This is a genomic window from Lutispora sp. QWL-02, from assembly GCF_058315355.1.
The window spans coordinates 2,280,569-2,306,571 of sequence record NZ_CM177762.1; the positions used below are offsets into that span (position 1 = coordinate 2,280,569).

Annotated in this window: 26 protein-coding genes; 18 read left to right on the forward strand and 8 right to left on the reverse strand. The window is 38.8% G+C overall.

The features are described 5' to 3' along the window. Nucleotides 1-19: 19 nt before the first annotated feature. Nucleotides 20-754 carry an HAD-IB family hydrolase gene (locus AC4HCY_RS10605; protein WP_491094236.1) on the forward strand — a complete coding sequence of 245 codons (735 nt, stop codon included), beginning with the start codon at nucleotides 20-22 and terminating at the stop codon, nucleotides 752-754. Between the two features lie 84 nt (nucleotides 755-838). Here AC4HCY_RS10605 and AC4HCY_RS10610 read toward each other — a convergent pair whose 3' ends face one another. From AC4HCY_RS10610 to AC4HCY_RS10620, 3 genes are read right to left on the reverse strand one after another with little or no spacing between them, the layout of a single operon-like run. Further along, complete coding sequence (locus AC4HCY_RS10610) at nucleotides 839-1,162, reverse strand: hypothetical protein (protein WP_323432309.1); 324 nt, start codon at nucleotides 1,160-1,162, stop codon at nucleotides 839-841. Then, entirely contained in the window at nucleotides 1,162-1,707 is a 546-nt protein-coding gene (locus tag AC4HCY_RS10615; protein ID WP_323432308.1) for a DUF6143 family protein, read from the reverse strand. Before AC4HCY_RS10615 ends, AC4HCY_RS10610 begins: the two co-directional genes overlap by 1 nt. 37 nt (nucleotides 1,708-1,744) lie before the next feature. Further along, a complete protein-coding gene (locus tag AC4HCY_RS10620; RefSeq protein WP_491094237.1) occupies nucleotides 1,745-2,281 on the reverse strand; it encodes a DUF6143 family protein in 537 nt (178 codons plus the stop codon). A 582-nt stretch (nucleotides 2,282-2,863) separates the two neighbouring features. On the opposite strand from AC4HCY_RS10620, the gene cls reads away from it, so the two are divergent. The 13 genes from cls to rsgA all read left to right on the forward strand — a co-directional run bounded on the left by cls (nucleotide 2,864) and on the right by rsgA (nucleotide 16,740). After that, nucleotides 2,864-4,399, forward strand: coding sequence for a cardiolipin synthase (gene cls / locus AC4HCY_RS10625; RefSeq protein WP_323432306.1), 1,536 nt, complete (start codon nucleotides 2,864-2,866; stop codon nucleotides 4,397-4,399). A 179-nt stretch (nucleotides 4,400-4,578) separates the two neighbouring features. Continuing rightward, nucleotides 4,579-5,115 (forward strand): Chromate resistance protein ChrB, encoded by a 537-nt coding sequence (locus AC4HCY_RS10630; protein ID WP_491094239.1) that lies wholly within the window; start codon nucleotides 4,579-4,581, stop codon nucleotides 5,113-5,115. Between the two features lie 24 nt (nucleotides 5,116-5,139). After that, on the forward strand, nucleotides 5,140-5,511 hold the full coding sequence (locus AC4HCY_RS10635; protein WP_491094240.1) for a YkvA family protein: 372 nt from the start codon (nucleotides 5,140-5,142) through the stop codon (nucleotides 5,509-5,511). Between the two features lie 133 nt (nucleotides 5,512-5,644). Further along, nucleotides 5,645-7,384 (forward strand): ABC transporter ATP-binding protein, encoded by a 1,740-nt coding sequence (locus AC4HCY_RS10640; protein WP_491094241.1) that lies wholly within the window; start codon nucleotides 5,645-5,647, stop codon nucleotides 7,382-7,384. Next, a complete protein-coding gene (locus tag AC4HCY_RS10645) occupies nucleotides 7,377-9,125 on the forward strand; it encodes an ABC transporter ATP-binding protein (protein WP_491094242.1) in 1,749 nt (582 codons plus the stop codon). Before AC4HCY_RS10640 ends, AC4HCY_RS10645 begins: the two co-directional genes overlap by 8 nt. A 110-nt stretch (nucleotides 9,126-9,235) precedes the next feature. Continuing rightward, the gene (locus AC4HCY_RS10650; protein ID WP_323432301.1) at nucleotides 9,236-9,742 is read left to right on the forward strand and encodes a TetR/AcrR family transcriptional regulator; all 507 of its coding nucleotides are present in this window, start codon (nucleotides 9,236-9,238) and stop codon (nucleotides 9,740-9,742) included. A 44-nt stretch (nucleotides 9,743-9,786) separates the two neighbouring features. Continuing rightward, nucleotides 9,787-11,610 carry an ATP-dependent zinc metalloprotease FtsH gene (ftsH, locus tag AC4HCY_RS10655; protein WP_491094243.1) on the forward strand — a complete coding sequence of 608 codons (1,824 nt, stop codon included), beginning with the start codon at nucleotides 9,787-9,789 and terminating at the stop codon, nucleotides 11,608-11,610. A gap of 239 nt (nucleotides 11,611-11,849) precedes the next feature. Next, nucleotides 11,850-11,993, forward strand: a complete 144-nt coding sequence (locus tag AC4HCY_RS10660; RefSeq protein ID WP_323432299.1) for an AgrD family cyclic lactone autoinducer peptide — start codon at nucleotides 11,850-11,852, stop codon at nucleotides 11,991-11,993. Between the two features lie 43 nt (nucleotides 11,994-12,036). Further along, the gene (locus tag AC4HCY_RS10665; RefSeq protein ID WP_323432298.1) at nucleotides 12,037-13,380 is read left to right on the forward strand and encodes a sensor histidine kinase; all 1,344 of its coding nucleotides are present in this window, start codon (nucleotides 12,037-12,039) and stop codon (nucleotides 13,378-13,380) included. Continuing rightward, the gene (locus AC4HCY_RS10670; RefSeq protein WP_491094244.1) at nucleotides 13,373-13,960 is read left to right on the forward strand and encodes an accessory gene regulator ArgB-like protein; all 588 of its coding nucleotides are present in this window, start codon (nucleotides 13,373-13,375) and stop codon (nucleotides 13,958-13,960) included. Before AC4HCY_RS10665 ends, AC4HCY_RS10670 begins: the two co-directional genes overlap by 8 nt. A gap of 36 nt (nucleotides 13,961-13,996) precedes the next feature. Further along, nucleotides 13,997-14,275 carry a hypothetical protein gene (locus AC4HCY_RS10675; RefSeq protein WP_323432296.1) on the forward strand — a complete coding sequence of 93 codons (279 nt, stop codon included), beginning with the start codon at nucleotides 13,997-13,999 and terminating at the stop codon, nucleotides 14,273-14,275. 43 nt (nucleotides 14,276-14,318) lie between these two features. Continuing rightward, nucleotides 14,319-15,245: an EamA family transporter gene (locus AC4HCY_RS10680; protein WP_323432295.1), complete on the forward strand. Its 927-nt coding sequence runs from the start codon at nucleotides 14,319-14,321 to the stop codon at nucleotides 15,243-15,245. Between the two features lie 442 nt (nucleotides 15,246-15,687). Further along, a complete protein-coding gene (gene rsgA / locus AC4HCY_RS10685) occupies nucleotides 15,688-16,740 on the forward strand; it encodes a ribosome small subunit-dependent GTPase A (RefSeq protein ID WP_323432103.1) in 1,053 nt (350 codons plus the stop codon). Between the two features lie 157 nt (nucleotides 16,741-16,897). On the opposite strand, the gene AC4HCY_RS10690 is transcribed toward rsgA, so the two are convergent. The 4 genes from AC4HCY_RS10690 to AC4HCY_RS10705 form a co-directional block, all read right to left on the reverse strand. Continuing rightward, complete coding sequence (locus AC4HCY_RS10690) at nucleotides 16,898-17,587, reverse strand: AlkZ-related protein (RefSeq protein WP_491094245.1); 690 nt, start codon at nucleotides 17,585-17,587, stop codon at nucleotides 16,898-16,900. Between the two features lie 17 nt (nucleotides 17,588-17,604). Beyond that, nucleotides 17,605-18,018, reverse strand: a complete 414-nt coding sequence (locus AC4HCY_RS10695; protein ID WP_491094246.1) for a pyridoxamine 5'-phosphate oxidase family protein — start codon at nucleotides 18,016-18,018, stop codon at nucleotides 17,605-17,607. 113 nt (nucleotides 18,019-18,131) lie between these two features. Beyond that, a complete protein-coding gene (locus AC4HCY_RS10700; RefSeq protein WP_491094247.1) occupies nucleotides 18,132-19,037 on the reverse strand; it encodes a helix-turn-helix transcriptional regulator in 906 nt (301 codons plus the stop codon). 11 nt (nucleotides 19,038-19,048) lie between these two features. After that, the gene (locus AC4HCY_RS10705) at nucleotides 19,049-19,873 is read right to left on the reverse strand and encodes a cupin domain-containing protein (RefSeq protein ID WP_491094248.1); all 825 of its coding nucleotides are present in this window, start codon (nucleotides 19,871-19,873) and stop codon (nucleotides 19,049-19,051) included. Between the two features lie 423 nt (nucleotides 19,874-20,296). On the opposite strand from AC4HCY_RS10705, the gene kynU reads away from it, so the two are divergent. Continuing rightward, entirely contained in the window at nucleotides 20,297-21,580 is a 1,284-nt protein-coding gene (gene kynU, locus AC4HCY_RS10710; protein WP_491094249.1) for a kynureninase, read from the forward strand. 143 nt (nucleotides 21,581-21,723) lie between these two features. Here kynU and AC4HCY_RS10715 read toward each other — a convergent pair whose 3' ends face one another. Beyond that, nucleotides 21,724-22,104 (reverse strand): hypothetical protein, encoded by a 381-nt coding sequence (locus AC4HCY_RS10715; RefSeq protein WP_491094250.1) that lies wholly within the window; start codon nucleotides 22,102-22,104, stop codon nucleotides 21,724-21,726. Nucleotides 22,105-22,406: 302 nt separating this feature from the next. Between AC4HCY_RS10715 and AC4HCY_RS10720 the strand changes: the two genes are divergently transcribed. The 3 genes from AC4HCY_RS10720 (at nucleotide 22,407) to AC4HCY_RS10730 (ending at nucleotide 25,999) form a co-directional block, all read left to right on the forward strand. After that, on the forward strand, nucleotides 22,407-24,065 hold the full coding sequence (locus AC4HCY_RS10720) for a peptide ABC transporter substrate-binding protein (RefSeq protein WP_323432110.1): 1,659 nt from the start codon (nucleotides 22,407-22,409) through the stop codon (nucleotides 24,063-24,065). A gap of 71 nt (nucleotides 24,066-24,136) precedes the next feature. Beyond that, the gene (locus AC4HCY_RS10725; protein ID WP_323432111.1) at nucleotides 24,137-25,066 is read left to right on the forward strand and encodes an ABC transporter permease; all 930 of its coding nucleotides are present in this window, start codon (nucleotides 24,137-24,139) and stop codon (nucleotides 25,064-25,066) included. Between the two features lie 15 nt (nucleotides 25,067-25,081). Next, a complete protein-coding gene (locus AC4HCY_RS10730; protein WP_323432112.1) occupies nucleotides 25,082-25,999 on the forward strand; it encodes an ABC transporter permease in 918 nt (305 codons plus the stop codon). Nucleotides 26,000-26,003 lie beyond the last annotated feature (4 nt).

Below are 26,003 nucleotides of genomic sequence, written 5' to 3' on the forward strand. Positions count from 1 at the left end.
AGGAAGGTGGGTAAATACTATGAAAGCCGCAGCTGCTTTTTTTGATATAGATGGAACGTTGTATAGGGAAGGCTTGATTTCCGAGATTTTTAAGAAGCTCGTAAAAGCGGAAATCATCGATAACGGGAAGTGGTATAATGAGGTAAGGCCTGAGTATCAGCGGTATGATAAAAGACAGGGCAACTACGATAATTATCTGTTAAAGATGGCTGAGATATATACCCAGGCTATAAAGGGGCTTCACAGATCTCAGGTTGAGTTTATTGCCAGGTTGGTAATAAACCAGAAGGGCGATAGGGTATATACATATACGAGAGACAGGATAAAGTGGCATAGAGAGAACGGGCATAAGCTGATAACTATATCGGGAAGTCCTATTGAATTGGTTAAAGAGATGGCTCTGAAGCATGGTTTTGATGATTTCAAGGGAGCGACCTATGAGATTGACGAAAATGGAATATATTCCGGGACTATTATCCCCATGTGGGATAGCGAAAGCAAGAAGCAAGCGATGAAGGAATTAGTTGAAAAATATGATATTGATCTTTCAAAAAGCTACAGCTATGGGGATACAACAGGTGACTATGCAATGTTCGAAGCCGTTGGTCATCCGGTATGTGTTAACCCGACGAGGGAGCTGGTAACCAAGGTATTGGAAAATCCCGCACTAAAAAGTAGGATCAGTATCGTAGTTGAAAGAAAGGATATGATTTATTATCTTGACCCGGAGTGTATAGATCTGGGAAAAAGCTAATAATCCGTACTTGTATTATGCAAGTCTGCCGGTTTAATCAAAAGTTCCTCAACACTGTGATAAAACCGTCTAGTATTCGATGACTTATTTTGAAGCTTTTAATATTCGTGCTGCAGCAGATCCCCCGAGGCACACCCCGATGCACAGGCCTAAGGAGTAGCTTAAGCATGGGGCATTCTTTTTCAAAGGATTGCTGCAGAGTATCTTATAGAATTCTTTTATGCCGTCTAAAGCACTATCTACAGTATTCTTGCTTGAATATGGCCCGAAATACAAATTGCCGTCATCTTTAACGCGAGTATAGGCAGCTTCTATAGCAGGATATCCTGAGTCCGCCCTTACAACTATATATGCATAATCATCAAGCCTTGGCTTTGTCAATACGGTAACATATTGCTCTTGCCCCATTAAATTTTTTCTTCCCACCAGCCAAACGCTACTCTTACATGAGCTTGTTCTTTTTCAGGGGATAGAAAGAATAATACAAAGGAGCTGTTGGGCGGAATGATATACATGCCTTGAAAGTCATGCTTTGTAAGCGTCAGGTTGGGTTCGATCCTTCTCACAAATGCGTAAGTTCCGCCTGTAGGTTTTTTTGATACAAAACTAGCATTTTGAATTTCTACATTAGGTATTGGCGGCGGAGTAATGGATTGGTTTCCAGAAGCAAAATATGGTGATGCTTTACCTTTTCCGGGAAGTGTGCTGCTTAGCCATCCCTCAGCCGTTATTGGTTGATTGGAAAAATTGGAGATAGTATAAGCATTCAAAAACATATTTACATTTGATTTAGCTGGGTTTATTAAGCCTCCCCAAGCATGATGGCCATCTCCGAAGGTTATAATATCAGTCTGCCCTAGAAAATATTTGCCGATATATGAATGATATACAGTCTCTGATAAAACAATGACATCTCTGACCGATTTTTCTTTTTTTACTAATATCAAGCTCATAACCTACCTCCTAGTGAATATCTGTAGACCGAACTCATCAGATTTTTTCCTCCCACCAGGTCAAAACAATTGTCCCTGTGATATTTTCAGATCTTGGCGACTTAAGAAGTATTGAAAATGAGCCGCCGGGACCGATAATTATAGAACCCTTATGGGAATCGCTTACAAGAGTAGAATTGGAAGTGACTATCCTTCCAAAAATGTTCACTCCTTTTGTCAGAGGCTCAGATAGATAATCAGCATATTTCATTACTGTCTTTGGTTTAGGAGGAGGTGAGATGGATTGATTTGATGGAGTAACTGTGGAAGAGACTATAGCTTTGCTTGGTGTCCTGACATTTAACCAGATTTCTGCGGTAAAATCCTGAGTTGAAAAGTTTGTAATGGTAAAGATATCAAAATAAAGATTTACTCCTGAATTATCGGGATTTATTATTCCCCCCCAAGCATTATATCTATTTCCAAAATTAAGTATACCGGTTTGCCCAATGAAATACCTTCCCAGTATAGAATTCATTGTTGGGCTTGTTATGTCAACAACTTCAACAGGCCGCTTTTTCATTTTTTCAAACATACTGCTTCCTCCTAACTACACCATCTCATATATATAATATGAAATAGTGTAGTCAGTTGTTCTAGCGGGGCTTCATACATCAGATAAAAGTCCTTCTCTTTACCCAGCTTATCGGTTATATCTTTGCTCATATGATTCCCTTTGTACTATAATATTCCTTGCTTCCAATATAATTTATATATAACGCATTAAATATTTTACATCAGTAAGCTTACAAACTCATAGAGCGGGTTAGTTCAGTGATAAAAGCTATGTAACGTATTTATTGCAACTTATATAGTATGATAGCGTGAAATTATTGTATCAAAATGAGCATGTCAGTAGTTATGGGAGGTTTTTTTTGAAGGAATTTCTATGGCTCTGTCGAAAATAGCTTATGAGAGTCAATTCAAAAATGGCTTTAGGCTATTATGAGCTGCCTTACAGCATCGGATTCTAAATATATTAGCCTCTTAGACATGATGAAATCACTTTTTCCCAATAGTGAAAGAATAGGATTTTTATTTGTACTAAATGATATATATAATATAGAGATGTTAACTGGCTATTGTAAAATTATAAAAAATGAGAAGTGATGAAAAAATGAAATTTATTAAAAATTTTTTATTCCATAGAGCTGCTTTTGTATTCTTTGCAATATCAATGCAAGTATTTGTTTTGATAGGAACAGTAATAGGGTTCAAGGACTATTTTGCTTTTTTCTATGGAGCGAGTTTATTTATCAGCATGATTGCGGTACTATGGATCATAAACAATAACGATAATCCAGCATACAAAATAGCATGGATAATTCCTATAATGCTATTTCCCATATTTGGCGGATTATTTTACATATTTCTTGGCCGCAACAAATTAAGCAAAAGGACAAGGCGTAGAATGAAGTTTATTGAAGATAAGACAAGAGGGGTATTATCTCCTAAGCAACATATCTTGGATGAAATATTATTGCAAAATGAGAATGCTGCCAATCAATCAAGATATATTCAGAACTATGCCTACTATCCTCCCTATAGCAATACCATAACCGAATACCTTCCGACTGGTGAATTAAAATATGAGAGATTAAAGGAAGAAATCAAGAAAGCAAAGCATTATATATTTTTAGAGTATTTTATCATTGAAGAAGGCGTGATGTGGAATAGTATACTGGAAATATTAGCAGAAAAAGCATCCAAAGGCGTAGACGTCCGGGTGATATATGATGATGCAGGCTGTTTGTTCAAGCTACCTTATAGATATGATAAAAAGCTGGAAGAATTGGGCATAAAATGCTGTATTTTCAATCCATTAATCCCTATCTTGTCTCCAAGATTAAATAATAGGGATCACCGAAAAATTGCAGTAATTGATGGCTATGTAGGATTTACAGGAGGCATTAATCTGGCGGACGAGTATATAAATGTAAATGAAAAGCATGGACATTGGAAGGATGCTGCCATTATGCTCAAAGGTGAAGCAGTTTGGAGTCTGACTGTAATGTTCCTATCTATGTGGGATTATCTTAGAGGAGTGGATGAAGATTTCAATGAGCATAGAAAGAATATTCCCATAGGGGATCAAATTGAAAGAAATGGATATGTACAGCCTTTCGCAGATAGCCCATTGGATGATGAACCTGTTGGGGAAATTATTTATCTGAATTTGATTAACAAAGCTAAAAAATATGTTTATATAATGACTCCTTATTTGATCATCGATAATGAAATGGTAACAGCTCTATCTACGGCTGCAAAAGGAGGAGTGGATGTTCGAATAATCACTCCCCATTGTCCTGATAAGTGGTATGTTCATGAGGTCACCAGATCATACTATAAAAATCTTATTGAGAGCGGTGTAAAAATTTATGAATATACTCCTGGATTTGTTCATGCTAAAACTTATGTAGTGGATGATGAATATGGCGTAGTAGGAACTATAAATATGGACTATAGAAGCCTTTTCTTGCATTTTGAGTGTGGAGTTTGGCTTTATAAGAACAGTTGCATTCATGATATGAAAAATGATTTTTTAAATACATTGAAAGTGTGTGAGGAAATAACAACAAGTGGCTTTGAAAACATTAATTGGCATAAAGCTCTTATCAGCTCATTGCTGCGCGTTTTTGCCCCATTAATGTAGAGTATAATTTTATCGATATACTAAAAATTAATGTAAACAGGCATCCATACAATTTGGGTGCCTGTTTGCATTAGCTGCTGAGGCTGTCTCCAGTTGGAGGCATAGCAATATTCCTTGTTGTAATAGCCGTTACAATATGCTAATATATTTGTAACCGATATTACTTAGGGGGGACTGTTATGGGAAAGAGAAAGTGGCTGGTTGTAAATTATAATCTTCCTACGGATCCGTCAAGATACAGAGTAGCAACATGGAGAGCCCTAAAAAAAATAGGAGCCCTTAATATACAGCAATCAATGTGGGTTCTTGGGTACAATGAGGAGAATTATCTTGCTCTGCAGAAAATATCCCAAGATATTGAATCGAACAATGGTGAAGCCCTTTTAATGGAAAGTGTTTTTTTTGATGACAAGCATGAAGAGAGAGTGATTTCGCTTTTTAATAATGTCAGAGATGAGGAATATAAGGAATTTATAGAAAAGTGCGATGAATATCTTAAAGAACTGGAAAAGGAAATTTCGATAGAAAAGTTCACCTTTGCCGAGCTTGAAGAAGAAGAGGAAGAACTTCAAAAACTCATTTCATGGTATGTAAAGATTCAGGCAAGAGACAACTTCGGCGCTCTTACTGGAAGCATTGCAAAAGAGAGACTGGGACAGATACAAAAAGCCTTCGAAGAATATAGCGAGCTTGTTTATAAACATAACAACAAATAGTGATATTATATTAGGAGCATATTTATGATAGAAAATATAAAGTCACGGGCAAAAGAACTTAAGAAGCAAATCATAACCGTATATCTTGCATATATGCATAAAGATGTTAAATGGTATAAAAAAGCGTTTTTACTATTAATACTTGTATATGCAGCTAGCCCGATAGATTTAATACCTGACTTTATTCCCGTTTTAGGTTTGCTCGATGACATTGTATTAATACCATTAGGAGTTATCATTGCTATAAAGATCATTCCCCAAAGTGTATGGGAAGAATGCAAGGCTAATTCGGAAAATGGATTTAGTATTGAGAGTAAATACAAAAAAATTGGCGCAGCAATGATTGCCCTAATATGGATTGCTGCATTGGTATTATTAATAAATGGCTTTAAATAATTTGTTAAAAGGGAAAAGGAGGTTATCAAATATCTTTTTATCAAGGAGCTTAGCCCACTTATCTCACATTTAATAAAGGAGTGGGAGTATTAGCGTTGGTTAGCTGTGGGATAGAAAAGATAGGCGGTTCATTATGACAAGATTGAAGATTGAGCCAATGAAAGAGCCCGATAAGATCATCAATTATTGGAAAAAAGAAAAATTTACTGTAGCATGCATTGTAATATTCGGCCTTACCTTTAACAGTGCCACTGTTTTAGGTCCTATTTACCAAGGCAAGCTGATAGATTCCATCGCCGGCGCTGAAAGCTTGGACTCAGTCATAAGGCTGGCTGGGTCTTTTGTCTTTTTAATCGGAATGATACAACTATTGCGTTATTTTAAGCGCTTTTATATAAGGCGCTTTGCCAATAATACCAGTGCCGTTATGAGGTTTATGATATACAATAATATAATGCATAAAAGCCTTGAGGAACTGGGGAATGAAAATATAGGGAATTTGATTACAAGAGCCGTTTCGGATGTTGATGTGTGTGTTGAAGGAATGCGCAAGTTTACTACAGAGTTATTTGACACCGGAGTGCTTATGGCATCCTATCTCGTATCAATGCTGGCGTACGATGCAAAAATAACGGTCCTTTCCACGCTATATATTCCCGTCGCCATGGCCCTTGCCGAAAAGCTGAAAAACGTTATTTATAAATATTCAGCTTCCTTTCGCTCAAAAAGCAGCTACATAGCCGGTATCGTGTACGACGCTATTGAGAATGCCATGCTCTATCGCGCCAATGGCATAGAGGCTCAAAACGGACAAAAATATGATGACGATTTAGAGGATCTGCAAAGAAAGGCAATCAAAGCCAATATTTTAGAAAATTCCATGCAGCCCATATATAATGTTATTGCCATGCTGGGAGTTATAACTGTAATCTATCTTGGCGGTACAAAGGTTATTGAGGGCAGCTGGACTGTAGGCATATTTTCTACATACATCGTAATGTTTGCCGCGATGGCCAATAAAGCAAGCAAAGCAGCCAAACTGTTCAATTCTGTGCAAAAGTCACAGGTATCATGGAAGCGTATCAAGCCTTATCTTGCAGAATATCAAATAAAAGATAAGGCATCAGATATTGATGAAAGCAGCACTGAGCTATCGGTAAAAAACCTCAGCTTTTGTTATCCTGCAGGCAGGGAGGCCATAATTAAAAATATAAGCTTCGAAGCCAATCATGGAGAAATCATCGGCGTGACAGGCCCTATTGCCTCCGGCAAATCTACACTCGGATTCTCTTTGCTGGGACTGTACCCCTATATAGGCAGCATAAGGATAGATGGCAAGGAGCTGAAAGATTATTCCGAATACGAGCGCAGCATGATGATTTCATATCTTGGTCATAAGCCCCAGCTGCTATCCGATACCATATACAACAATATCACTCTCGGGAATGAGAAGGACATAACCTCTGTTATGAAAGATGTCTGTTTCGATATTGATTTGCAATCCATGCCGGATGGTGTAGATACATTAGTGGGCAGCAGCGGGATAAGGTTAAGCGGGGGCCAGCAGGCGAGGATCGCACTTGCGAGGACGCTTTTGAACAAAAGCAAAATCATAATTTTAGATGATCCGTTTTCTGCAATTGATATGAAGACAGAAGAGAGGATCATTGAAAATCTTAAGGCTAATTATAAAAACAGTATAATAATACTTATCTCTCATCGCTTAACAATTTTCAGCAGGATCAATAAGATTATATTTCTGCACAGCGACAAAACAGCAAGCTATGGAACCCATGATGATCTGATGAAAAGCTCCGGGCTCTATGCAGAGATATTTAATTTACAATGCATGGCAGGTGATAACAATGACTAAAAATAGCTTGGTAAAAAGATCTGTCATCAATGTGATCAAGCAAAACATTTTATTAAACGGGCTTTTAATTTTTGCTGTTTGCGGCGTTGTTATTTCAAGCCTGATTCCCCCTCAGATATTGAAGCATATCATCGATAACAATCTTGTACCTGAAAAGGGCAGCGGGTTGTTTGCATTGGCAATCGCTTATATGGCGGTGCTGCTGCTTATAGGCTTGTTTGATTTTATCAAGGGGGCAATCCTTACGATCATAGGTCAAAAGATTATCAAAGAGATCAGGCTTGAAATGATGCATAAGCTGGAAAAAATAAATGCACTCTTCTTTTCTTATAATGAATCCGGTGCAGTGGTATCACGATTTACTAATGATGTTGAAGCTGTGAGTTCATTGTTTACCGGCGGCATTGTGGGGATGATGATCGATTGCTTTAAGATCATAGGCATTATTGCTTCCATCTGGATGTTCAGCGGAAAGCTTGGAATTGTCACCTTGCTGCTGCTGCCTTTTATTTATGGGATTACCAGGCTTTTTCAAAAGCGAATGCTGAAAGCACAAATGGAAAACCGGGTTCTGGTGGGCAAGGTGAACAATCATATTTCAGAAAGCTTAAAAAATATTGAGATGATCAAATCCTGCAGCAAGGAAAGCTATATGGAAGATAACTATGCTGAGTATCTGCTGGAAAATTTCAAAACGGTGGGAAAAGTAAATTTTTATGATTCTGTATTCTCTCCTATCATACAGCTCACCCGTGCTGTTGTAATCGGTTTTATGGTAATACTGTCCTCCGGACAACTCAACTATTTAGGAATATCATTGGGAATGGTGGCTGCATCCATTGACTTAATCTCAAATTTGTTTTCGCCTATCGAAAACCTGGGTATGGAGCTTCAGAGCATTCAACATGCAGTATCCGGCATCCGCAGAGTTAATGACTTCTACAATGAGCCTGAGGATGAATGCAAGGATGATCAAATAAAAGCGGATGATATCATCCAAAACCGTGAGAAAATAAAGATATCATTTAATGATGTAGCCTTTAATTATGAGAAAGATACTGATGTTTTGCAGAACATCAACCTGAAGATAAAACCCCAGGAGAAGGTTGCATTTGCCGGAAGGACAGGAGTAGGAAAATCTACATTATTCAAATTGATCATAGGCCTGTTGAAGCCGGCTAAGGGAAGCATCACCATAAACGGATATGATGTATACAGCATACCGAACTCTGAAAAACGCAAAATATTCGGATATGTAGACCAAAGCTTTCATATGATAAAAGGCACTGTTGCCGAACAGATAAGCCTCCAGGATGAGAGCATAACAAAAGAGCAAATCTGCAATGCGCTGAACTTTGTGGGCCTTGCAGATTATGTAGAATCTTTGGAAAATGGTATTGAAACGGAGATTACCGGCGATTCTCTTTTTTCACAGGGCCAGAAGCAGCTTTTATCTATAGCGAGAGCTATTGTGACCAGCCCTCCCATTTTATTGCTTGATGAAATCACCGCAAACCTTGACTCGATAACAGAAGAAAAGATTGTGTCAGTCCTGCAAAAGGCAGGCCACGCCCATACCATATTATCCATATCCCATCGCTTGTCTTCCGTGGCTTTCAGCGATACAGTCGTTATTTTGGAAAACGGGAGGATAAGAAGTGCAGGCTCGCCTGAAACACTATTGCAAAATGATGATTGGTATAGGAAACATATCTCTTTGGAGAGATTGACCTGGGGATAGCAAATAATATAGCGTTTATCTGTTTTTATACCACGAATACTTGACAGGCATAGCAATATTTGATACGGTATTACTATACCGTCCAGACGGTTGAGAGGAGTTGTTAGCTCATGGATATCTCTGTTAAGGAAAGAATTTTATGTGAAGCAAATAAAGTTATTGCGAATAAAGGATTGAATTGTTTCACATTGGAAGAGGTAGCCAGAAAAGCCGGTGTAAGCAAGGGTGGCCTTTTATATCACTATCCGAGCAAAGATAAGCTGATAAAGGCTCTGATTGAATATCATATGGAGCAATTTGAATGTCAGATCACTTCTGCAAATTGGCTAACATCTTTTATCAAAGAGCAATTCAATCAAAATACGGCAGATACAAATACCATGGCAGGTTTTCTTGCGGCGATAGCTATGGATCATGAACTTTTGGAGCCGGTAAGAGAAAAACGGAAAGAGTGGTTTCAAAATATCAGCAATATGGAAGACCCTATAATGGCCATGATTATCTGCTTTGCATGCTATGGAATTGCATTCTCCAATCTTTTTGGCCTTGAGGCGCTTTCTGATGATGATATGAAAAGAATAGAGGACAGGCTGATCAATCTGTCGGAAAAATGTTAGCAAGCACGGGATCGGAACTATAATGATGCTGAGGAGGGGGATATATGTTGCCCAAAAAAGAAGGCTTGCCTAAGTTTATTGTAGTAGCTCTTATTATTACTCTGGCAATCAATTGGATGATGTCTTTGATTTCCCAATCAGCCTTTCAAGAGATCGAATACAGCAGATTTCTTAAAATGCTGGATAATAATGAGATAAAATCAGTTCAAATCACTGGAGATAGAATCATAATAATCCCTAAGACTGATAAGGATGTTTCCATGGCCGATAAGAAAATGTTTTATACGGGCAGATTGGACTATCCGGAGATTTATGATAAGTTATATAGTTCAGGTGTAGATTTTAAAACACCGGTTGATAATAAGCAGTCCCCGATCGTAAATTTCATACTTTCATGGATTTTACCGTTTGGAATATTTTACTTGTTCAGTTCCATGCTCATGGGGTCGCTCAGCAAGAAGATGGGCGGCGGGACCATGTCCTTTGGAAAAAGCAATGCCAAGGTATATGTTGAAAAAAGCACCGGGGTTACCTTTAATGATGTAGCCGGCCAGGAAGAAGCCAAGGAATCTTTAAAGGAAATAGTTGATTTCCTCCATAGCCCGGGGAAATATACAAAGATAGGAGCAAAGCTGCCAAAGGGAGCCCTTCTGGTAGGGCCTCCGGGTACAGGCAAAACCCTTCTGGCCAAGGCTGTAGCAGGTGAGGCTAAGGTACCGTTCTTCACACTGTCAGGCTCGGACTTCGTAGAGATGTTTGTAGGGGTAGGTGCTGCAAGAGTAAGGGATTTGTTTAAACAAACTGAGAAACAAGCACCATGTATAGTTTTTATTGATGAAATAGATGCAATAGGCAAGAGCAGGGAAGGCAATATCGGAGGCAATGATGAAAGAGAACAGACCTTAAATCAGCTCCTTGCTGAAATGGACGGCTTTGATTCTTCAAAGGGAGTCGTTATACTAGCAGCTACCAACAGGCCTGAGGTTCTTGATAAGGCCTTGCTGAGACCGGGGCGTTTCGACAGAAGAGTCATTGTTGATAAGCCGGACCTGAGGGGAAGGGAAGAGATACTTAAGGTTCATTCGAAAAATATAGTGATGGATGAAGGGGTGAACCTCAAGGAAATTGCCTTGGCTACAGCAGGCGCTGTAGGAGCGGACCTAGCCAATATGGTCAATGAAGCGGCCCTTAGAGCGGTGAGGATGGGAAGAGATAAAGTGAGACAGGATGATTTGTTTGAAGCGGTAGAGACTGTTATTGCAGGCAAGGAGAAAAAGGACAGGGTTATGGGACAAAATGAAAAAAATCTTGTTGCTTTTCACGAGGTAGGGCATGCATTGGCATCAGCCCTCCAAAAGAAAACCCAGCCTGTACACAAGATCACCATCATACCAAGGACTATGGGAGCTTTGGGATATACGATGCAAATGCCTGAGGAAGAAAAGTTCTTGATGACCAAAGATGAAATAACTGAACAAATTGTTGTATTATTAGCAGGGAGAGCTGCCGAAGAGCTTGTGTTTAATGAGATAACTACCGGAGCATCAAATGATATTGAAAGAGCCACACAGCTTGCAAGGCAGATGGTAACCATGTACGGCATGTCTGATAAATTTGGGATGATGGGCCTCGAATCCATTCAAAACAGATATCTTGACGGCCGACCGGTTCAAAACTGTTCAAGCGAAACCTCCGCTGAGGTCGACCGGGAAGTCCAAGAAATTTTGAAGAACTGCTATGAAAAAGCAAAGGATTTGCTGAAGGAAAATATGGAGGCATTGGGCAAAATATCATCATATCTCATTCAAAAGGAAACTATAATGGGTGATGAGTTTATGGATATTTTAAACTCTGTTTCAAAGGAATAGGAATTTGTGGAAGTATCTGTGCTCTGGCACAGATACTTTTCTCTAATTCATGCTAAACTGCTATTGAAGTCTAAACGGCCTTTTGCTATTATTTAAGTGATATAGTTATTTGAAAGGTTTTCCATAGCTTAAACCATTGTGGGAAAGCTGCCAGTTGCGATTACATATAGAAATGTTTACTATTGCAATGATGGTAGAAAACCCGCAATTGCTTAAATATTGTTGAAAGGAGGATCGTTATGAAAAAAATAGTTAAGTTTTTTAACAGACAATCGCTATCAATACTAGCTTTATTCGCACTATTTGTTGGGACAACCTCTGTTTCCGTAGCGACTGCTTGGTTATCGCAGCAAGCAAAGTGTCCGGAAGAACTATTAAAATAAGGGGGTTACCCCCTTATTTTAATCATTTGCGGAGGGAATTTTCATGAAGGAGCTTATTATAAACGAAATATTTTTTGCAATATTGGAAGGTATATTTATTTTTTTAATATTTTCAACAGTACTTATTGGTGAAAGGAAAAAGTATATACATGAAAACAAGCATAAAGTATGGCTTTTTATTGCAATCTATACGATTTTTTCATTTTGGATTACTTTAAGCTTTCCAAATGGTTATCATACTTTGATATTAAGTATTTTCTCTGGTGTAGTACTGAGTGCGATAACAAAGAACAGTCTTATATTGTCAATTGTGGGCTTTGCGATACCTATAATAGTTATAATTGTAACGGAAGCTTTGATAGCTGTTTTACTGAATTTATTTTTTCAAATAAGCGTAAACGATATTATATCTAATCCTACGATAAAAATGAGATTTTCTGTGATTGCAAAGATAGTTCAAATGACCATCGGCGTATTATTATTCAGAAGCGACTTAAAACCGGTAATAAAAGTCTCTGAAAATAAGGAAAGCACAAATTTGCTGAACTATTCTGTTCTTGGTATTTTTCTGATGAGTATTTTTTTTGCAAGCTTAAACTATATCATATATAACCCTAAAGATTTACTCAAGTATGAAATATTGCTGTTCTTTATATTTTTAGCTTATATTTTGTTTGGTATTTTTGATTACCATGACAGAACAAAGCTTTTGGCTATAAAGAATAAGTATACTTTACAGATTGAGTACATAAACAATCTGGATGCTATAATCAATATTTTAAGAAGGGAAAAGCATGACTACCTAAATCACCTGAATGCTATAAATGCCCTATGCATACTGAATAAGCCCGACTCGGCTGAGCGCATAAAAAGCTATGTGGGCAAGCTTGCCGATGATCTAAAGGAATCATATAAAGTCTTCGACACAGGAAATGTTTATATAGATGGGTTATTGGTTGTAAAGAGCAACTTTGCTCATAGGAATGATATAAGCTTAGATGTGGAAATTGAGGCGCCATTAAGCCATTTAGATATTAAAGACAATGATATAATAAGCATTATAAGCAATATACTGGACAATGCTTTTGATTCCATAACCTCCATCGAAGACCATGACAACAGAGTTGTGTCATTGTGTACATATATAGAAGGCAATGAATACTTTATTTCTATCGCAAATACCGGGCCTAAAATATCGGAAGACATACTTCCGAAAATATTTGAAAATGGATTTTCGACTAAAGCTCAAAAATCCGAGCATGGATTGGGTCTATATATTGTAAATAATCTGGTGAAAAAATATGACGGACATATTGAAGCATATAGCAGCGATATAGAGACACAATTTTTGATCAAATTTCCCCTAAAGGATGAGAAGCATGAATAAGATTGCAGAATATATGACAAAGCATATTAAGAATAACGTACCGGGCCTCACTGATTTACAGCTAATAAAGATAAAGTTTGGGCTTGAATGCCTTTTTAGCGAAGCCTCAAAAATTATAATTTACCTGTTCATTTTTTCTTTCTTCTCGTACACTCTGGAATTTATTACTGTATTAATGTTTTTTATCGTGACAAGGTCTTTTGCCGGGGGCTATCATGAGGAAACATACTGGAGATGCTTTACTACAACATTGGCTATTTTTACCGCAGCCTTATACATCGGTATAAGCTTCCAAATGGCAATGCCAGTAAAAATAATCCTTTTGCTTGTAAGCATAATTCTAGCGTTTATCTATGCTCCCGTAGATCATCCCAATAAGCCGATTATCAGTACAGACAGAAGAAAAAGATTAAAGTATCTTTCTGTCATTATGATTATAATTTTAGGCTTAATAAGCTTTATATTGCCTGATCGATATTCCAATATTGCAATAATGAGCATTTTAGCGGAGGCTTTATCTCTCATTCCCGGATATCTGAAGAAGTCGGATAAAAATCTCTTTTGTAGAGAAGCTAAATAATAGATAAACAATAATCCGAGGAAGGAGATAACCGACATGTACAACAGTATTATAGAAAGAAGAAACGTAAATGATGGCCGGCACAGCGTGGTGCTTGAGATTCCGGCAGATGAGTATAATAAAATTTATGATCGGTATAGTGATGAGATTGCATCAGAAATTTTACAAAATCATCTGGAGAACAGAGGCGATGACGGGAGGCCGTCGGATGTTCATATCCAGCATCAAAACAACAGTACGGTTGTGAGGATCAGTGCAAATATAGATTACTTGGGAAACGACCATACAGAATTCAGAGGGCATTGGGAAGCATGAGATGAAAGCATTTCAATACGCATATTAGACTTGGAGGGATACTATGAATAAGAGAGACCTCAGCTTTGCTTTATTGGTAGTAACGGTCTGGGGAGCCAACTTTACGGTCATCAAGCTGGGGCTTGGCGGCGTACCGCCTATGCTGCTTGCCGCTATGAGATATACCTTTACGGCTTTGCCTGCAATAGCTTTTGTAAAGCGTCCCGCTGTGGAGTGGCGCTACTGCATTGCATATGGATTGACCGTAGGGGTCGGCCAGTTTGCCTGTTTGTTTTATGCAATGGATATAGGCATGCCGGCAGGGATTTCTTCGATCATACTTCAATCTCAAGCCTTCTTCACTCCCTTGTTTGCAGCGATAGCGCTAAAAGAGCCATTAAAGGCCAACCAGATATCCGGGCTTGCTGTTGCAGCGCTTGGGCTCATCTTAATAGGAAGCAGTGCAGGTACGGACGGATTGACCTCGATACCTCTCGGAGCACTTTTTTTGACTGTATCAGCGGCTGTTTTTTGGGGACTTTCAAATATAATAGTCAGGTATGCAGTGAATAGGGCGGCATTAAAGGAAGAAAAATTAGATATGCTAAGCTTTGTGGTCTGGTCAAGCCTCGTGCCGCCGCTCCCTTTTATTGGGCTCGCCTTGATGATGGATACGCCGCAGGCATTGATGCAAGCAATAAGAAGCTTAAATGCCACATCTCTATTTGCTGTTTTTTATCTGGTCTGCTTTGCTACATTGTTTGGCTATGGCACATGGAGCGTGCTGCTTGCAAAATATCCGGCAGGCAAGGTGGCCCCGCTTTCTCTTATGGTCCCCATCACAGGTCTGGTCACCGCCCGCATCATTCTTGGTGAACAACTTACTGAGATGCAGTGGTTGGGCGGCTTAGTAATAATCCTTGGATTAGTGATAACAAACATTGGGTGGCCATCGATAAAATATTTTCTTAGGAATAAAGATATATCCTAGAAACCCTTATTGACAATTATTGACACCGCTTATATAATAAAATTGTTGAAGTATTTATGCAAATAAGAAATTTTACATAGGAAAGGGGTAGTGTTTTATGTCTGAAATATATATAGAGGTGATTTTTAGTTAATAAAATATCGGCATAGGTATACAATGTGCCTCATTCAAGGCTTTGTTTGCGTTGCCTATGCAGCTTCTTACGAGCAACCTGAATCGTGTATCTAATGAATATTAACACGCACTGGTAGCGTGTTTTTTTATTGCTTTTGTGCAAATCCCGCAGGTGGTCGTTATCTGCGGGATTTTTCTATGCTTTTTTGCTTGACTGCGGTATAAGCAAAAATTGAACGAGACTTTATTCAAGGCGAATTACCCCAGAGGGGCAAGAGAAGGTGCCCTAGGGCATAGTGTTAAAAAGTGATTAAGAAAGGATGAAAAAATGAGCATAAATGAATATGGGTGGAATGAATACTTTGAAAATCAATGGAATAAAAAATTCAAAGAGGGATTGTTTCCGGGAAGGATAATTGCAGATTATGGTCAGATCCTGCGAGTAGCTTGTGATCATGGTGAGATTTGCGTCAACAGGCCGGTGCAAAAATTTGGTGATGACTTCCACATGGCGGCCGGAGACTGGGTTGCATTGGAGTCAATAGACAGTGCTTCAACATGTATCAGATATGTATTGCAAAGGAAGACAAAATTTTCAAGGACTGCTGCAGGAATAGAGGTTAAAGAACAAATTGTAGCAGCAAACGTAGATACTGTTTTCCTTATTCAATCCTTGAACAGAGATTTCAATATGAGGAGGCTTGAAAGGTATCTTATCGCTGCATGGGAAAGCGGTGCAGAACCTGTAATTGTATTGACTAAAACTGATTGCTGCGACGATATTCCTGTCAAGATGGCAACAGTGTATGCTACTGCACCAGGCATAGAGGTCCACGCGGTTAGCAGCATTACGGGAGAAGGCATAAATGAGATAAAAAAATATTTTCAACCTGGGAAAACCATTGCTTTGCTCGGCTCCTCCGGTGTCGGCAAATCAACTTTGGTAAATGTTTTGGCTGGAGAGGAATTGCTGAAGACTCACGAAATCCGTGAAAACGACAGCAGAGGTAGGCATACTACAACTCATAGAGAGCTGGTGCTTTTACCTGGAGGAGGATTGATTTTGGATACGCCCGGAATGCGCACGCTATCCCTGTGGGAAGCAGAAACCGGCATAGAGGCCATGTTTGGCGATGTCGAGCAATTGGTGCAATCATGCCGTTTCCATGATTGCAGTCATGGAAATGAACCGGGCTGTGCCGTTAGGGAAGCCTTGGAGACAGGTGCCCTGGATGCTGTGAGATGGGAGAGCTGGCTCAAGCTGCAAAAAGAATTGGCACATCTCGAAGCTAGAAAAGAAGGGAAGCTCAGATTGCAGCAAAAACAATGGGGTAAGCAGATTGCCAAGTTTCAAAAGCAATACTATAAAGGGAGGAAATAGACAATGAATATAAAAATAAGAAGTGAAAGAGTATCGGATTATAATAGTACGGCAAACGTCAATTACGAGGCGTTTCGTTGAAAAAGGTGAAATACAGCCGGGCATCATTGCTTTTCCACCAATGTTTGATGTGGACGATGGCAGGGTTGAATAAAATTTACAACCCTGCAAACCTTCTTGCCTTTTTAGACTCCATATTTGGAGAAAACTGTTCAATTCTTTCTAAGATTTCATCCGCTGCATCCTTGGGATTTATGCGCTGTGCTTTTGAAATAAGCTCCTCGCCTGCCCACTTTTCAACCGTTGAATAAGCTGTGGCAGGCCAGCCGTATAAATCTCCTTTTGCACTGATTTTCTGCTTGGTTCCATTTATTGTGATAAACATTCCCATTTGCAGTTCGCACATAGCAGCTTCAAATTTTGAATTAGATTCCCTTGTAAAGCCTGCCATCGCTTTTATCTCAAAGATGGCCAGGTTTTCATGTTTTTCAAACAAAGCATAGATTTTCTTTGCATAATTGCTTATAAGACCCTCTGAGTACATGTCTTCGAAGCTCCGTCCCCTTCTTCGTGCAGCAAGAAACACAGGGTACCATTGGAGAGATATAAATCCCGGTTTCTTGTCAAACAGCTTTGCGTATCCAGCCTTATTATCTGCTTCTATCTTTATCCTCCATTGCCATGGATCTGATGCCAGTCCTGTATGCCATTGCTCCGTCAGAGTTAAATCCGAAAGATTGATAAAATCAATGCAATTTTTGGATAGGGGCATGAACCCGACATCCTCCACTATATCGAGAAACTTGCCGTATTCAGTTATTTTTGCATTTGTATAATCATCAGCCATTGCTCTTCACCACACAATCAATCAAGGAAGAATTCCTCGAAATTGTTCTCAAGCCAAACTTGTATGTATTTTGCTTCAAATTTTAAAACACAGTAATTAGGATCTGTTACCCCAAGAGGAAAATGTTCAATAAACCAGTCAACCCAAAGTTGTTTTTTTATATCCATATCTTCGACAATTGTAATCTCACCGATCAGAGTAATATTGCTGCCTTCTGAATAATAGCATACACTTGCCTTGCTATTCTTTCTGAAATTCTTTGTTTTGTTTGATTTTGTCCCCGTCGAAAACCATACAGTTTTTATTCCCTCTGTTTTTATGCTGGACATTGCAGCAGTTCTGGGATAGCCGTTCTCATCAATAGAAGACAATGCAGCCGTTTCTGAATTCTTTATAAAGTCCTCGGCTTTTTTCAACAATTCATTTGTCATTATAAAACCCCGCTTTCTTTTTTCATAATGCATGGGAGAGCATAGGTTGCATTAATACCTGCTTTCCGTTAAATAAAGGATACCATAGTGAATATGTCAACAGCATGTCATGTTCATTTATACATATCTAAAATATTTTTGGCATGAGCTTTTAGCTCTTCAATTATATGTTCAGGCGCCAAAACTTGAGCTTTGTCGCCAAAGCCCAGTATAAACTGCATTGCATAATCATGATTGGTATACTGCAAATCAAATTTGATGCGGTTATCCTCCGTTATTTTATAAGACCCGACTCCATAGCTTTCAACTATTTGATATTCAAGGGATCGGTTTATGAGCATAATGACGGTTTGCGTATCTCTAAAATAATTATCAAGCTGTGCTCTTTCATCTGGTATATCACGCATATCAAAGGTCGCATCGGTTATTTTCAGATCATCCATCCTGTTGAGCTTGAAAAGCCGGAAATCTTTTTTTAATTTACAGTAGCCAAAGACATACCATGAAGACCATTTAAAGGTTATGAAATATGGTTCCATGTATCTTTGAGATACTCCCTTGTTGGAATAATAGTCGAAACTTACTTCCTTTTTGCTGTTCATTGCTTCCTTTAATTGGTTTATCTTTTGGGAAAGGCTTGTCTTATAAAAGGAGGATAGATCAATAAATATATTATTGCTGACAGACATGATATCCTCTTGCTTCGGACTAAGCTTTTCCATAAGCAATTTTATTTTGATATCCTGTGATATGCTTTCAATGCCTTTTAAGCCGGTAATTATATTGTCAAGCTCATCTATGGTCAATACGCTCTTATCAAATTTATACCCCTCTGCAATGCTGATTCCTCCGGCTCCTCCTTGATAGGTTACGATCGGTATTCCCGCCATGCAAATATCTTCAATATCTCTGTGTATAGTGCGTATGGATACCTCAAATTTTTCAGCCAAATCCTTAGCCTTTACTTTGTCATTGTTTAAAAGCATGGTTATTATTCCGAGCAAACGGTCAATTTTCATAATTCTTCACCTCATATACCAGACTCAAAATGGGAATGCACCCATAGCAGCTTGCATATCTTGCTTCCGGGGTTTTCCCAGAAGTGTAAATCCGATGACTTAAAGTACATAGAGTCTCCTTTTGTGAGCTGATATACATCTTTATTGTTTAGTGTTACGCGCAATTTGCCGGATAGCACATAGATGAACTCTTCGCCGTGATGCTTGTGGGCTTCGGCGGAATTACTGCCGGGTTCGATTGTAAAGAGCATAGAATCAAGAGCGTGGCTTTTTTGGGATATAAGGGATTCTATGGTGACTCCCGGCAAGCCGATTTCTGTCATTTCTCCCGAACCGCTTTTCACTATATGCTTTTCGTCATCACCTTTTTCAAAAAAATCTAAAATGCTCCCTCCATAAAAATTAGCCAGCTTGTTCAGCAAATCAAAGGAAGCATTGGCCTGGTTGTTTTCCAGCTTGCTAAGATATGAGGGCGATATATTTACTTGACGGCTTACTTCTTCAAGTGTTATATTCATGCTCTCTCTATAAGACCTCCATTTTTTGCCTAAAAACTTTTTTGAATATTCAGTTGATGCATCTGCTGATTGCATCTTGGGCATCAATAATTTTTTTATTGCCTTGCCTCCCATTTTTTCTTCAATGGACAATGCTCTGATTTTTTTCATAACCTCAATATCATCAAGGCTATAAACCCGGTAATTATTATCCTTCCTTTTTGCGATAAAAAGGCCGTTTTTTTCCCAATTCAATATTGTAGCCGGTGAAACACCAAGTATTTTTGCTACTTCATTCCTATTGAAAACCAATTCATCATCTTCCGTTTTGTTGTTCATTAAAGACCCTTCCTTTTCTATATAAATGACCTGTTGCCGAGTTATTGAAAGAGAATTCATTCAGTGATATACATATTTTAACATAGTACAGTGATAAATGCACTATCCTAACCATATATATATTATTGACAATGTTGAGAAATACATGCTATTATTATTCTAATAACATATATAAGTATAATTATAATGTTAGGAAATAAAATTAACTTGTTATCAGCTATATATAACGCATTAAATATTTTACAAAACTGTCATTCTGAACGAAACAAAGTGGAGTGAAGAATCTGGCTAAGATTCTTCGCATACGCTCAGAATGACGGCATATGTCTTTTTAAAACTACAAATGCATTTATTGCGTTATATATAGCAAACAGATTAAATTATAAATGCATAGTGATTATAATAATAGTGGAGGAGACTTGAATGAAAGAAAAATTTGAATTGAGTGAGGCGTTTGCCGCAAAATTGGATGAGCAAGACCCTATAGCAGCATTTCGGCAAAGATTTTATCTGAAAGAAGATGAAATCTATATGGATGGGAATTCCCTCGGCCTTATGTCAAAGGATGCGGAGAAAAGCTTGCTCAGGGTTGTAGAAGAGTGGAAAAATCTAGGGATAAACGGTTGGTCAAATGCAGAGGTGCCCTGGTTTTATTTTTCTAAAGAATTAGCTAAGCTTATGGCTCCTCTGGTAGGGGCAGAGGCGGATGAAATTACAATTCATTCATCTACTACTGTAAATATCCATGCTGTGATATCGACTTTTTTCAGGCCTGATAGCAAGAAAAACAAAATATTGGTTGATTCCTTAAATTTTCCTACTGACAGGTATGCAGTTGAAAGCCAGATTTCACTAAGGGGATTGGACCCCAAAGAGCATCTTGTGGTTGTGAAAAGTGAAGATGGGAGAACCTTTGATGAAAATGACATAGTTGCAAAGATGAGTGATGACGTAGCTTTAGTTTTTCTGCCTGCAGTTCTATATAGAAGCGGGCAGTTGCTGGACATGGAATACTTAACTGCCGAAGCGCATAAAAGGGGTATAATAATAGGATTTGATTGCTGTCATTCTGCGGGTGCAGTGCCTCATCATCTTTCTGAATGGGGAGTAGATTTTGCAGTTTGGTGTAATTATAAATATCTGAATGCAGGGCCCGGAGGACCGGCAGCCATTTATATAAACAAGAGGCATTTTGACAAGGAGCCCGGGATGGCAGGCTGGCATGGATATGTGCATGATAAAATGTTTGATTTGTTGGATGAATTTGAATCGGCTGATAATGCAGGGGGATGGCAGATGGGTACTCCCCATATTCTGAGCATGGCACCATTGGAGGGTTCATTGAAGATGTATAATGAAGCAGGGATAGAGAATCTGCGGGAGAAATCCTTAAGGCTTACTGATTACATGATGTATCTGATAGATAATGAATTATCCCGATATGGCTTCACTATAGGAAATCCAAGGGAAGATAAGAGAAGGGGGGGTCATATCGCGCTGGAGCATGAGGATGCAGTGAGGATAAACGCTGCTTTGAAGGATATGGGTGTGATTCCGGATTATAGGCGCCCCAATGTTATACGATTGGCCCCTGTACCGCTTTATGTTTCTTATCATGATGCATGGGTCGTAATACATAAGATAAAAGATATCATGGACAATAAAGTCTATGAAAAATATGAAAACAAGCGGGGTCTTATAGCATAGTCTATAAGACTCATTTTTTCATTTCATTCCTTTTAATGGCAGCTAGTATCAAATAAATCACAAAATTTATGCTGTAAGTATAATCATCTTCAGAGAAAGAAAAGATTGGAAGATCGGCCTATTTCATCGACGTATTTGATGAATTAGTGTATTTCATCGAATTCAATCTCATGCTGAAGTATTTCATTGATGCGCTTTTCGATTCTGTCCAAGTCAAAGTCGGCCTCCTTCTTTATGCTTTTTCTAAGCATAGGACCAATTTGCAGTATATCATCCCGTATGTCATATAGAAGCTCTAGAGCCGCAGAGGCCTCCAATTCATTTCTCGGTATTTCTACCATGCTTGCCAGAATTGAATTCTCGGTGCGAGAAGCTATTATTGGAGACTTAACCTCCTCAACATGTACAACTGTCCTTCTGCCCGGACCACGGTCGTCTTCAATTGGTTCAAGGCTGATTATTTTATCAGAACGAGCAAATTTGCCATATCCAAGAGGAACCATAACTCCTTCCTTGATCTCCATTTTTACACCACCCTATTTAATATAATCTATACCAATAATATTGTTGCTTATATTTATTGATTTTATTTATTAAAAGAAAAAACATCATACAAAAATCTGGCAAAGAGAGGAGATTCATGGTCTGAACGGTGAATTCCTGCATTTCATTAAAATTAAGTGACAAATTTTTGAATAAAATTTGTTGACAAAGCGAGCAAGACTTAGCAAGAAAATGGAATCTCAATCTTTGGAAAAATTCTTTTTTATGAATTACCTTTGTAATAGGAAGTGATATTCCAATAAAAATTATAGGGGGAAGTATTGTGAGTAGAAAAAGATTATTTTCAATCTTGTCTGTGCTGCTGGTATTGTCAATGTTCTTTGCGGCCTGCTCTCCGCAGCAGCCCGCAGCAACAGAACAGACAGGGCAGACAGCAGCAGAGCCGGCACAGGATGAGCAGGTATTGAGGCTAAGCCTGTTCCAGGAGCCAAACACATTAGATTGGCAGAGAGTTACAGCAAATATTGAACTCTATACCCTAAGCTGGGTTATGGATGGCCTTACAAGGTATAAGTATGGGAAGATAATGCCTGCTTTAGCCGAGAAGTGGGATGTCAGCGAAGATGGAAAGGTTTATACCTTCCACTTAAGAGATGCGAAATGGACAGATGGACAGCCCGTAAAAGCAGAGGATTTCAAATATGGCTGGTTAAGAGCCTTAGATCCGGCAGACCCCATGGATTATGCATACTTTTTATACGATATTGTCGGTGCGCAAGAATTCAACAGCAATAAGGGAAAAGCAGAGGATGTAGCAATAAAGGTTATTGATGACAAAACCTTGGAAGTAACACTAAAAACACCTGTGACATATTTTGATTATCTGGTTTCCTTTGCTACCTATTACCCTACGAGAAAGGATATAGTCGAAAAGTATGGCACGAAGTTTAATGCTGAAGCAGAGAATTTTGTTACCTGCGGACCCTTTAAGGTAGAGACATGGAAGCATGAATCTGAAATGACATTTGTAAAAAATATGGATTATTGGAATGCATCAGAAATCAAGCTTGAGAAAATCATTGGACCATACATCTCAGATGATCAAACAGAATTTAATATGTATGAAGCAGAAGAGTTGGATATGACTATTGCTTTGAATGGAGATCAGAAGGCTGCCTTGACAAAGGGCGGGGTAGAGCAGTTTAACAATGGCTCTACATGGTTTTTCAACTTTAATTTGAGCCATCCTGTTCTTAAGAATCTAAACATCAGAAAAGCTCTGACTTTAGGAATCGATAGAAAAAGCTTTATCGAAAATGTTGCTAAAAGGCCTTGGAAACCGGCATTTGCGCTGGTTCAGCCTGATATCATACCCGATGCTGATGAAAACAAAACCTTTAGAGAGGTTGGCGGCGAATATTTTAAGGATAATGATATAGAAACTGCAAAGAAGTGTTTAGAGCAGGGCATGAAGGAATTAGGCCTGACAAAGCTGCCTAAGTTAAAATTCATGTGTAATGATACTGCTACCAACCAGTTATATGCCCAAGCTTTTCAGGAGATGTGGAAGAAAAATTTAGATTTTGAAGTAGAGCTTGAACCTGTTCCATCCTCTGTAAGGATAGACAGGCAGTCTAAACATGATTTTGAAATCTCCTTAGGCGGCTGGGGCCCTGATTACCCTGATCCGATGACTGATCTTGATCTATATACCTCCTGGTCAGGCAATAACGACCCGGGATATTACAATACGGAATATGATGAATTGATAAAGAAAGCTCAGAATGAGCCGGACAGAGCTGAGAAGTTTAAGCTGATGCACCAGGCAGAGGATATACTTATAAGGGACCTGCCAATAGGTCCTATATGGTATGGTTACACTGACTATGGCATAAGAGAATATGTTAAGGGCGTTTATAAAAAAGGAGTCGGAGTAGAGGTTGACGTCGTTTATGCATATATAGAGGGCAAAAACAAATAGCTGATTCTTATATTGATTAAGAAGGTATATGTGCTATGCATATACCTTCTTAGATAAGGAAGGTGTCAAGGGTGGTAAAATATATTGCAAAAAAGCTGTTATATGCTTTTATTACGATTTGGATAGTGGTGAGCGCTACATTCTTCATGATGCAGGCCATACCCGGGGATCCCTTTATGAATGAAAAAAGGGTCATACCGGAAATAAAAGAAAACCTCAGAAAATATTACGGTTTAGATAAACCCTTGCATGAACAATATTTCATATATATGAAAAATCTTATGACGGGCAAGCTGGGCATGTCCTTCCAATATAAAAACAGAACGGTGAATGAAATAATCACAAATGGATTTCCTATTTCGGCAAGTCTTGGAATGAGGGCGCTTATAGTGGGGCTTATTGCAGGGATCTTCCTTGGGGTGATAGCGGCTTTGAATCATAATAAGGGGTGGGACAGATTCTCAATATTTGTAGCTATAATCGGAGTATCCATACCTGGCTTTGTAATAGCGGCATTACTTCAATGGGTTTTCGGAGTTAAACTAAGGTGGCTTCCTGTTGCTCAATGGAAAACTTTTGGACATACAATCATGCCTACATTTTCACTATCTCTGGGTTTAGTTGCAAATCTTGCAAGATTTATGCGCTCCAGTATGCTGGACGTAATAGGTCAAGACTATATAAAAACCGCAAAAGCAAAGGGATTGTCGCCTTTTGAGATAGTATGGAGGCATCAGTTAAGAAATGCTATCTTGCCTGTTATAACCATTTTGGGTCCATGGATAGCGGTGATAATAACAGGCACCTTTGTTATTGAAACAGTATTCGCCATTCCAGGTTTAGGCAAGTTTTATGTACAGAGTATTAACATGCAGGATTATACTCTGATAACGGGTATTACTGCATTCTTTGGAAGTATATTGGTATTGATGAACATGCTTGTAGATATTGCATATGGATTGATAGATCCAAGGATAAGAATAAGCAAGCGCAGTTCTTAGCGGGAGGTGTTCTATATGGAAATCATCAAGGAAGATTTTGTAGTTGTAGGAAAGAATATTGAGCAGAGCCAGGTTTTAGTGCGCCCAAGCATGACTTATTTCCAGGATGCTTGGAGAAGACTTAAATATAACAAAGCCGCACTTTTGGCATTGATTTTTCTTGTGCTGCTCACGGCCATGGCTGTCCTTGGCCCTATGATGTACTCTTACTCATATTCGGATCAGGATCTCAGTATGGTAGATAAGGCACCTGGCATAGGGGGACATATTTTCGGCACTGATAGCTTAGGCAGGGATTTATTTGTAAGGATTTGGGTAGGAGCCAGGATTTCGTTGTTTATAGGTATAGCAGGGGCAGTCATAGAATTCTTTATAGGCATCATATATGGTGGTATAGCCGGCTATTTAGGCGGATATGCCGATGAAATTATGATGAGAATAGTGGATGTTCTTTATACCATACCGAATCTGGTTATAGTAATTCTCCTTATTATGGTTATGGGTCCCGGTCTTCATACAATAATTATTGCCATAGCCCTCACAAACTGGCTTGGAATGGCAAGATTGGTCAGAGGTCAGACTCTTCAGCTTCGTGAGCAGGAGTTCGTCCTTGCAGCCAGAACTCTCGGTGCTGATGGTAAAAGAATTATTATGAAGCATCTTATACCTAATACTATAGGACCTATAATAGTAAGACTGACCTTTGCCGTTCCTGGAGCTATATTTACAGAAGCCTTTTTAAGTTTTATAGGACTTGGAGTGCCTGCACCCTTGGCTAGTTGGGGTTCATTGGCATCGGCTGGTCAAAGAACATTGACTACATGTCCATGGCAGATATTCTTTCCGGCTTTATTCATAAGCTTGGCGATGCTGTCATTCAACATTATCGGCGACGGCCTGAGAGATGCGTTAGATCCAAGGCTTAGGAAATAAAGGG

Bases quoted from the DNA above. Each gene is read 5' to 3' on its own strand.
- AC4HCY_RS10605 (WP_491094236.1), top strand. From the start codon at position 20: ATGAAAGCCGCAGCTGCTTTTTTTGATATAGATGGAACGTTGTATAGG.
- AC4HCY_RS10610 (WP_323432309.1), bottom strand. From the start codon at position 1,162: ATGGGGCAAGAGCAATATGTTACCGTATTGACAAAGCCAAGGCTTGAT.
- AC4HCY_RS10615 (WP_323432308.1), bottom strand. From the start codon at position 1,707: ATGAGCTTGATATTAGTAAAAAAAGAAAAATCGGTCAGAGATGTCATT.
- AC4HCY_RS10620 (WP_491094237.1), bottom strand. From the start codon at position 2,281: ATGTTTGAAAAAATGAAAAAGCGGCCTGTTGAAGTTGTTGACATAACA.
- cls (WP_323432306.1), top strand. From the start codon at position 2,864: ATGAAATTTATTAAAAATTTTTTATTCCATAGAGCTGCTTTTGTATTC.
- AC4HCY_RS10630 (WP_491094239.1), top strand. From the start codon at position 4,579: ATGGGAAAGAGAAAGTGGCTGGTTGTAAATTATAATCTTCCTACGGAT.
- AC4HCY_RS10635 (WP_491094240.1), top strand. From the start codon at position 5,140: ATGATAGAAAATATAAAGTCACGGGCAAAAGAACTTAAGAAGCAAATC.
- AC4HCY_RS10640 (WP_491094241.1), top strand. From the start codon at position 5,645: ATGACAAGATTGAAGATTGAGCCAATGAAAGAGCCCGATAAGATCATC.
- AC4HCY_RS10645 (WP_491094242.1), top strand. From the start codon at position 7,377: ATGACTAAAAATAGCTTGGTAAAAAGATCTGTCATCAATGTGATCAAG.
- AC4HCY_RS10650 (WP_323432301.1), top strand. From the start codon at position 9,236: ATGGATATCTCTGTTAAGGAAAGAATTTTATGTGAAGCAAATAAAGTT.
- ftsH (WP_491094243.1), top strand. From the start codon at position 9,787: ATGTTGCCCAAAAAAGAAGGCTTGCCTAAGTTTATTGTAGTAGCTCTT.
- AC4HCY_RS10660 (WP_323432299.1), top strand. From the start codon at position 11,850: ATGAAAAAAATAGTTAAGTTTTTTAACAGACAATCGCTATCAATACTA.
- AC4HCY_RS10665 (WP_323432298.1), top strand. From the start codon at position 12,037: ATGAAGGAGCTTATTATAAACGAAATATTTTTTGCAATATTGGAAGGT.
- AC4HCY_RS10670 (WP_491094244.1), top strand. From the start codon at position 13,373: ATGAATAAGATTGCAGAATATATGACAAAGCATATTAAGAATAACGTA.
- AC4HCY_RS10675 (WP_323432296.1), top strand. From the start codon at position 13,997: ATGTACAACAGTATTATAGAAAGAAGAAACGTAAATGATGGCCGGCAC.
- AC4HCY_RS10680 (WP_323432295.1), top strand. From the start codon at position 14,319: ATGAATAAGAGAGACCTCAGCTTTGCTTTATTGGTAGTAACGGTCTGG.
- rsgA (WP_323432103.1), top strand. From the start codon at position 15,688: ATGAGCATAAATGAATATGGGTGGAATGAATACTTTGAAAATCAATGG.
- AC4HCY_RS10690 (WP_491094245.1), bottom strand. From the start codon at position 17,587: ATGGCTGATGATTATACAAATGCAAAAATAACTGAATACGGCAAGTTT.
- AC4HCY_RS10695 (WP_491094246.1), bottom strand. From the start codon at position 18,018: ATGACAAATGAATTGTTGAAAAAAGCCGAGGACTTTATAAAGAATTCA.
- AC4HCY_RS10700 (WP_491094247.1), bottom strand. From the start codon at position 19,037: ATGAAAATTGACCGTTTGCTCGGAATAATAACCATGCTTTTAAACAAT.
- AC4HCY_RS10705 (WP_491094248.1), bottom strand. From the start codon at position 19,873: ATGAACAACAAAACGGAAGATGATGAATTGGTTTTCAATAGGAATGAA.
- kynU (WP_491094249.1), top strand. From the start codon at position 20,297: ATGAAAGAAAAATTTGAATTGAGTGAGGCGTTTGCCGCAAAATTGGAT.
- AC4HCY_RS10715 (WP_491094250.1), bottom strand. From the start codon at position 22,104: ATGGAGATCAAGGAAGGAGTTATGGTTCCTCTTGGATATGGCAAATTT.
- AC4HCY_RS10730 (WP_323432112.1), top strand. From the start codon at position 25,082: ATGGAAATCATCAAGGAAGATTTTGTAGTTGTAGGAAAGAATATTGAG.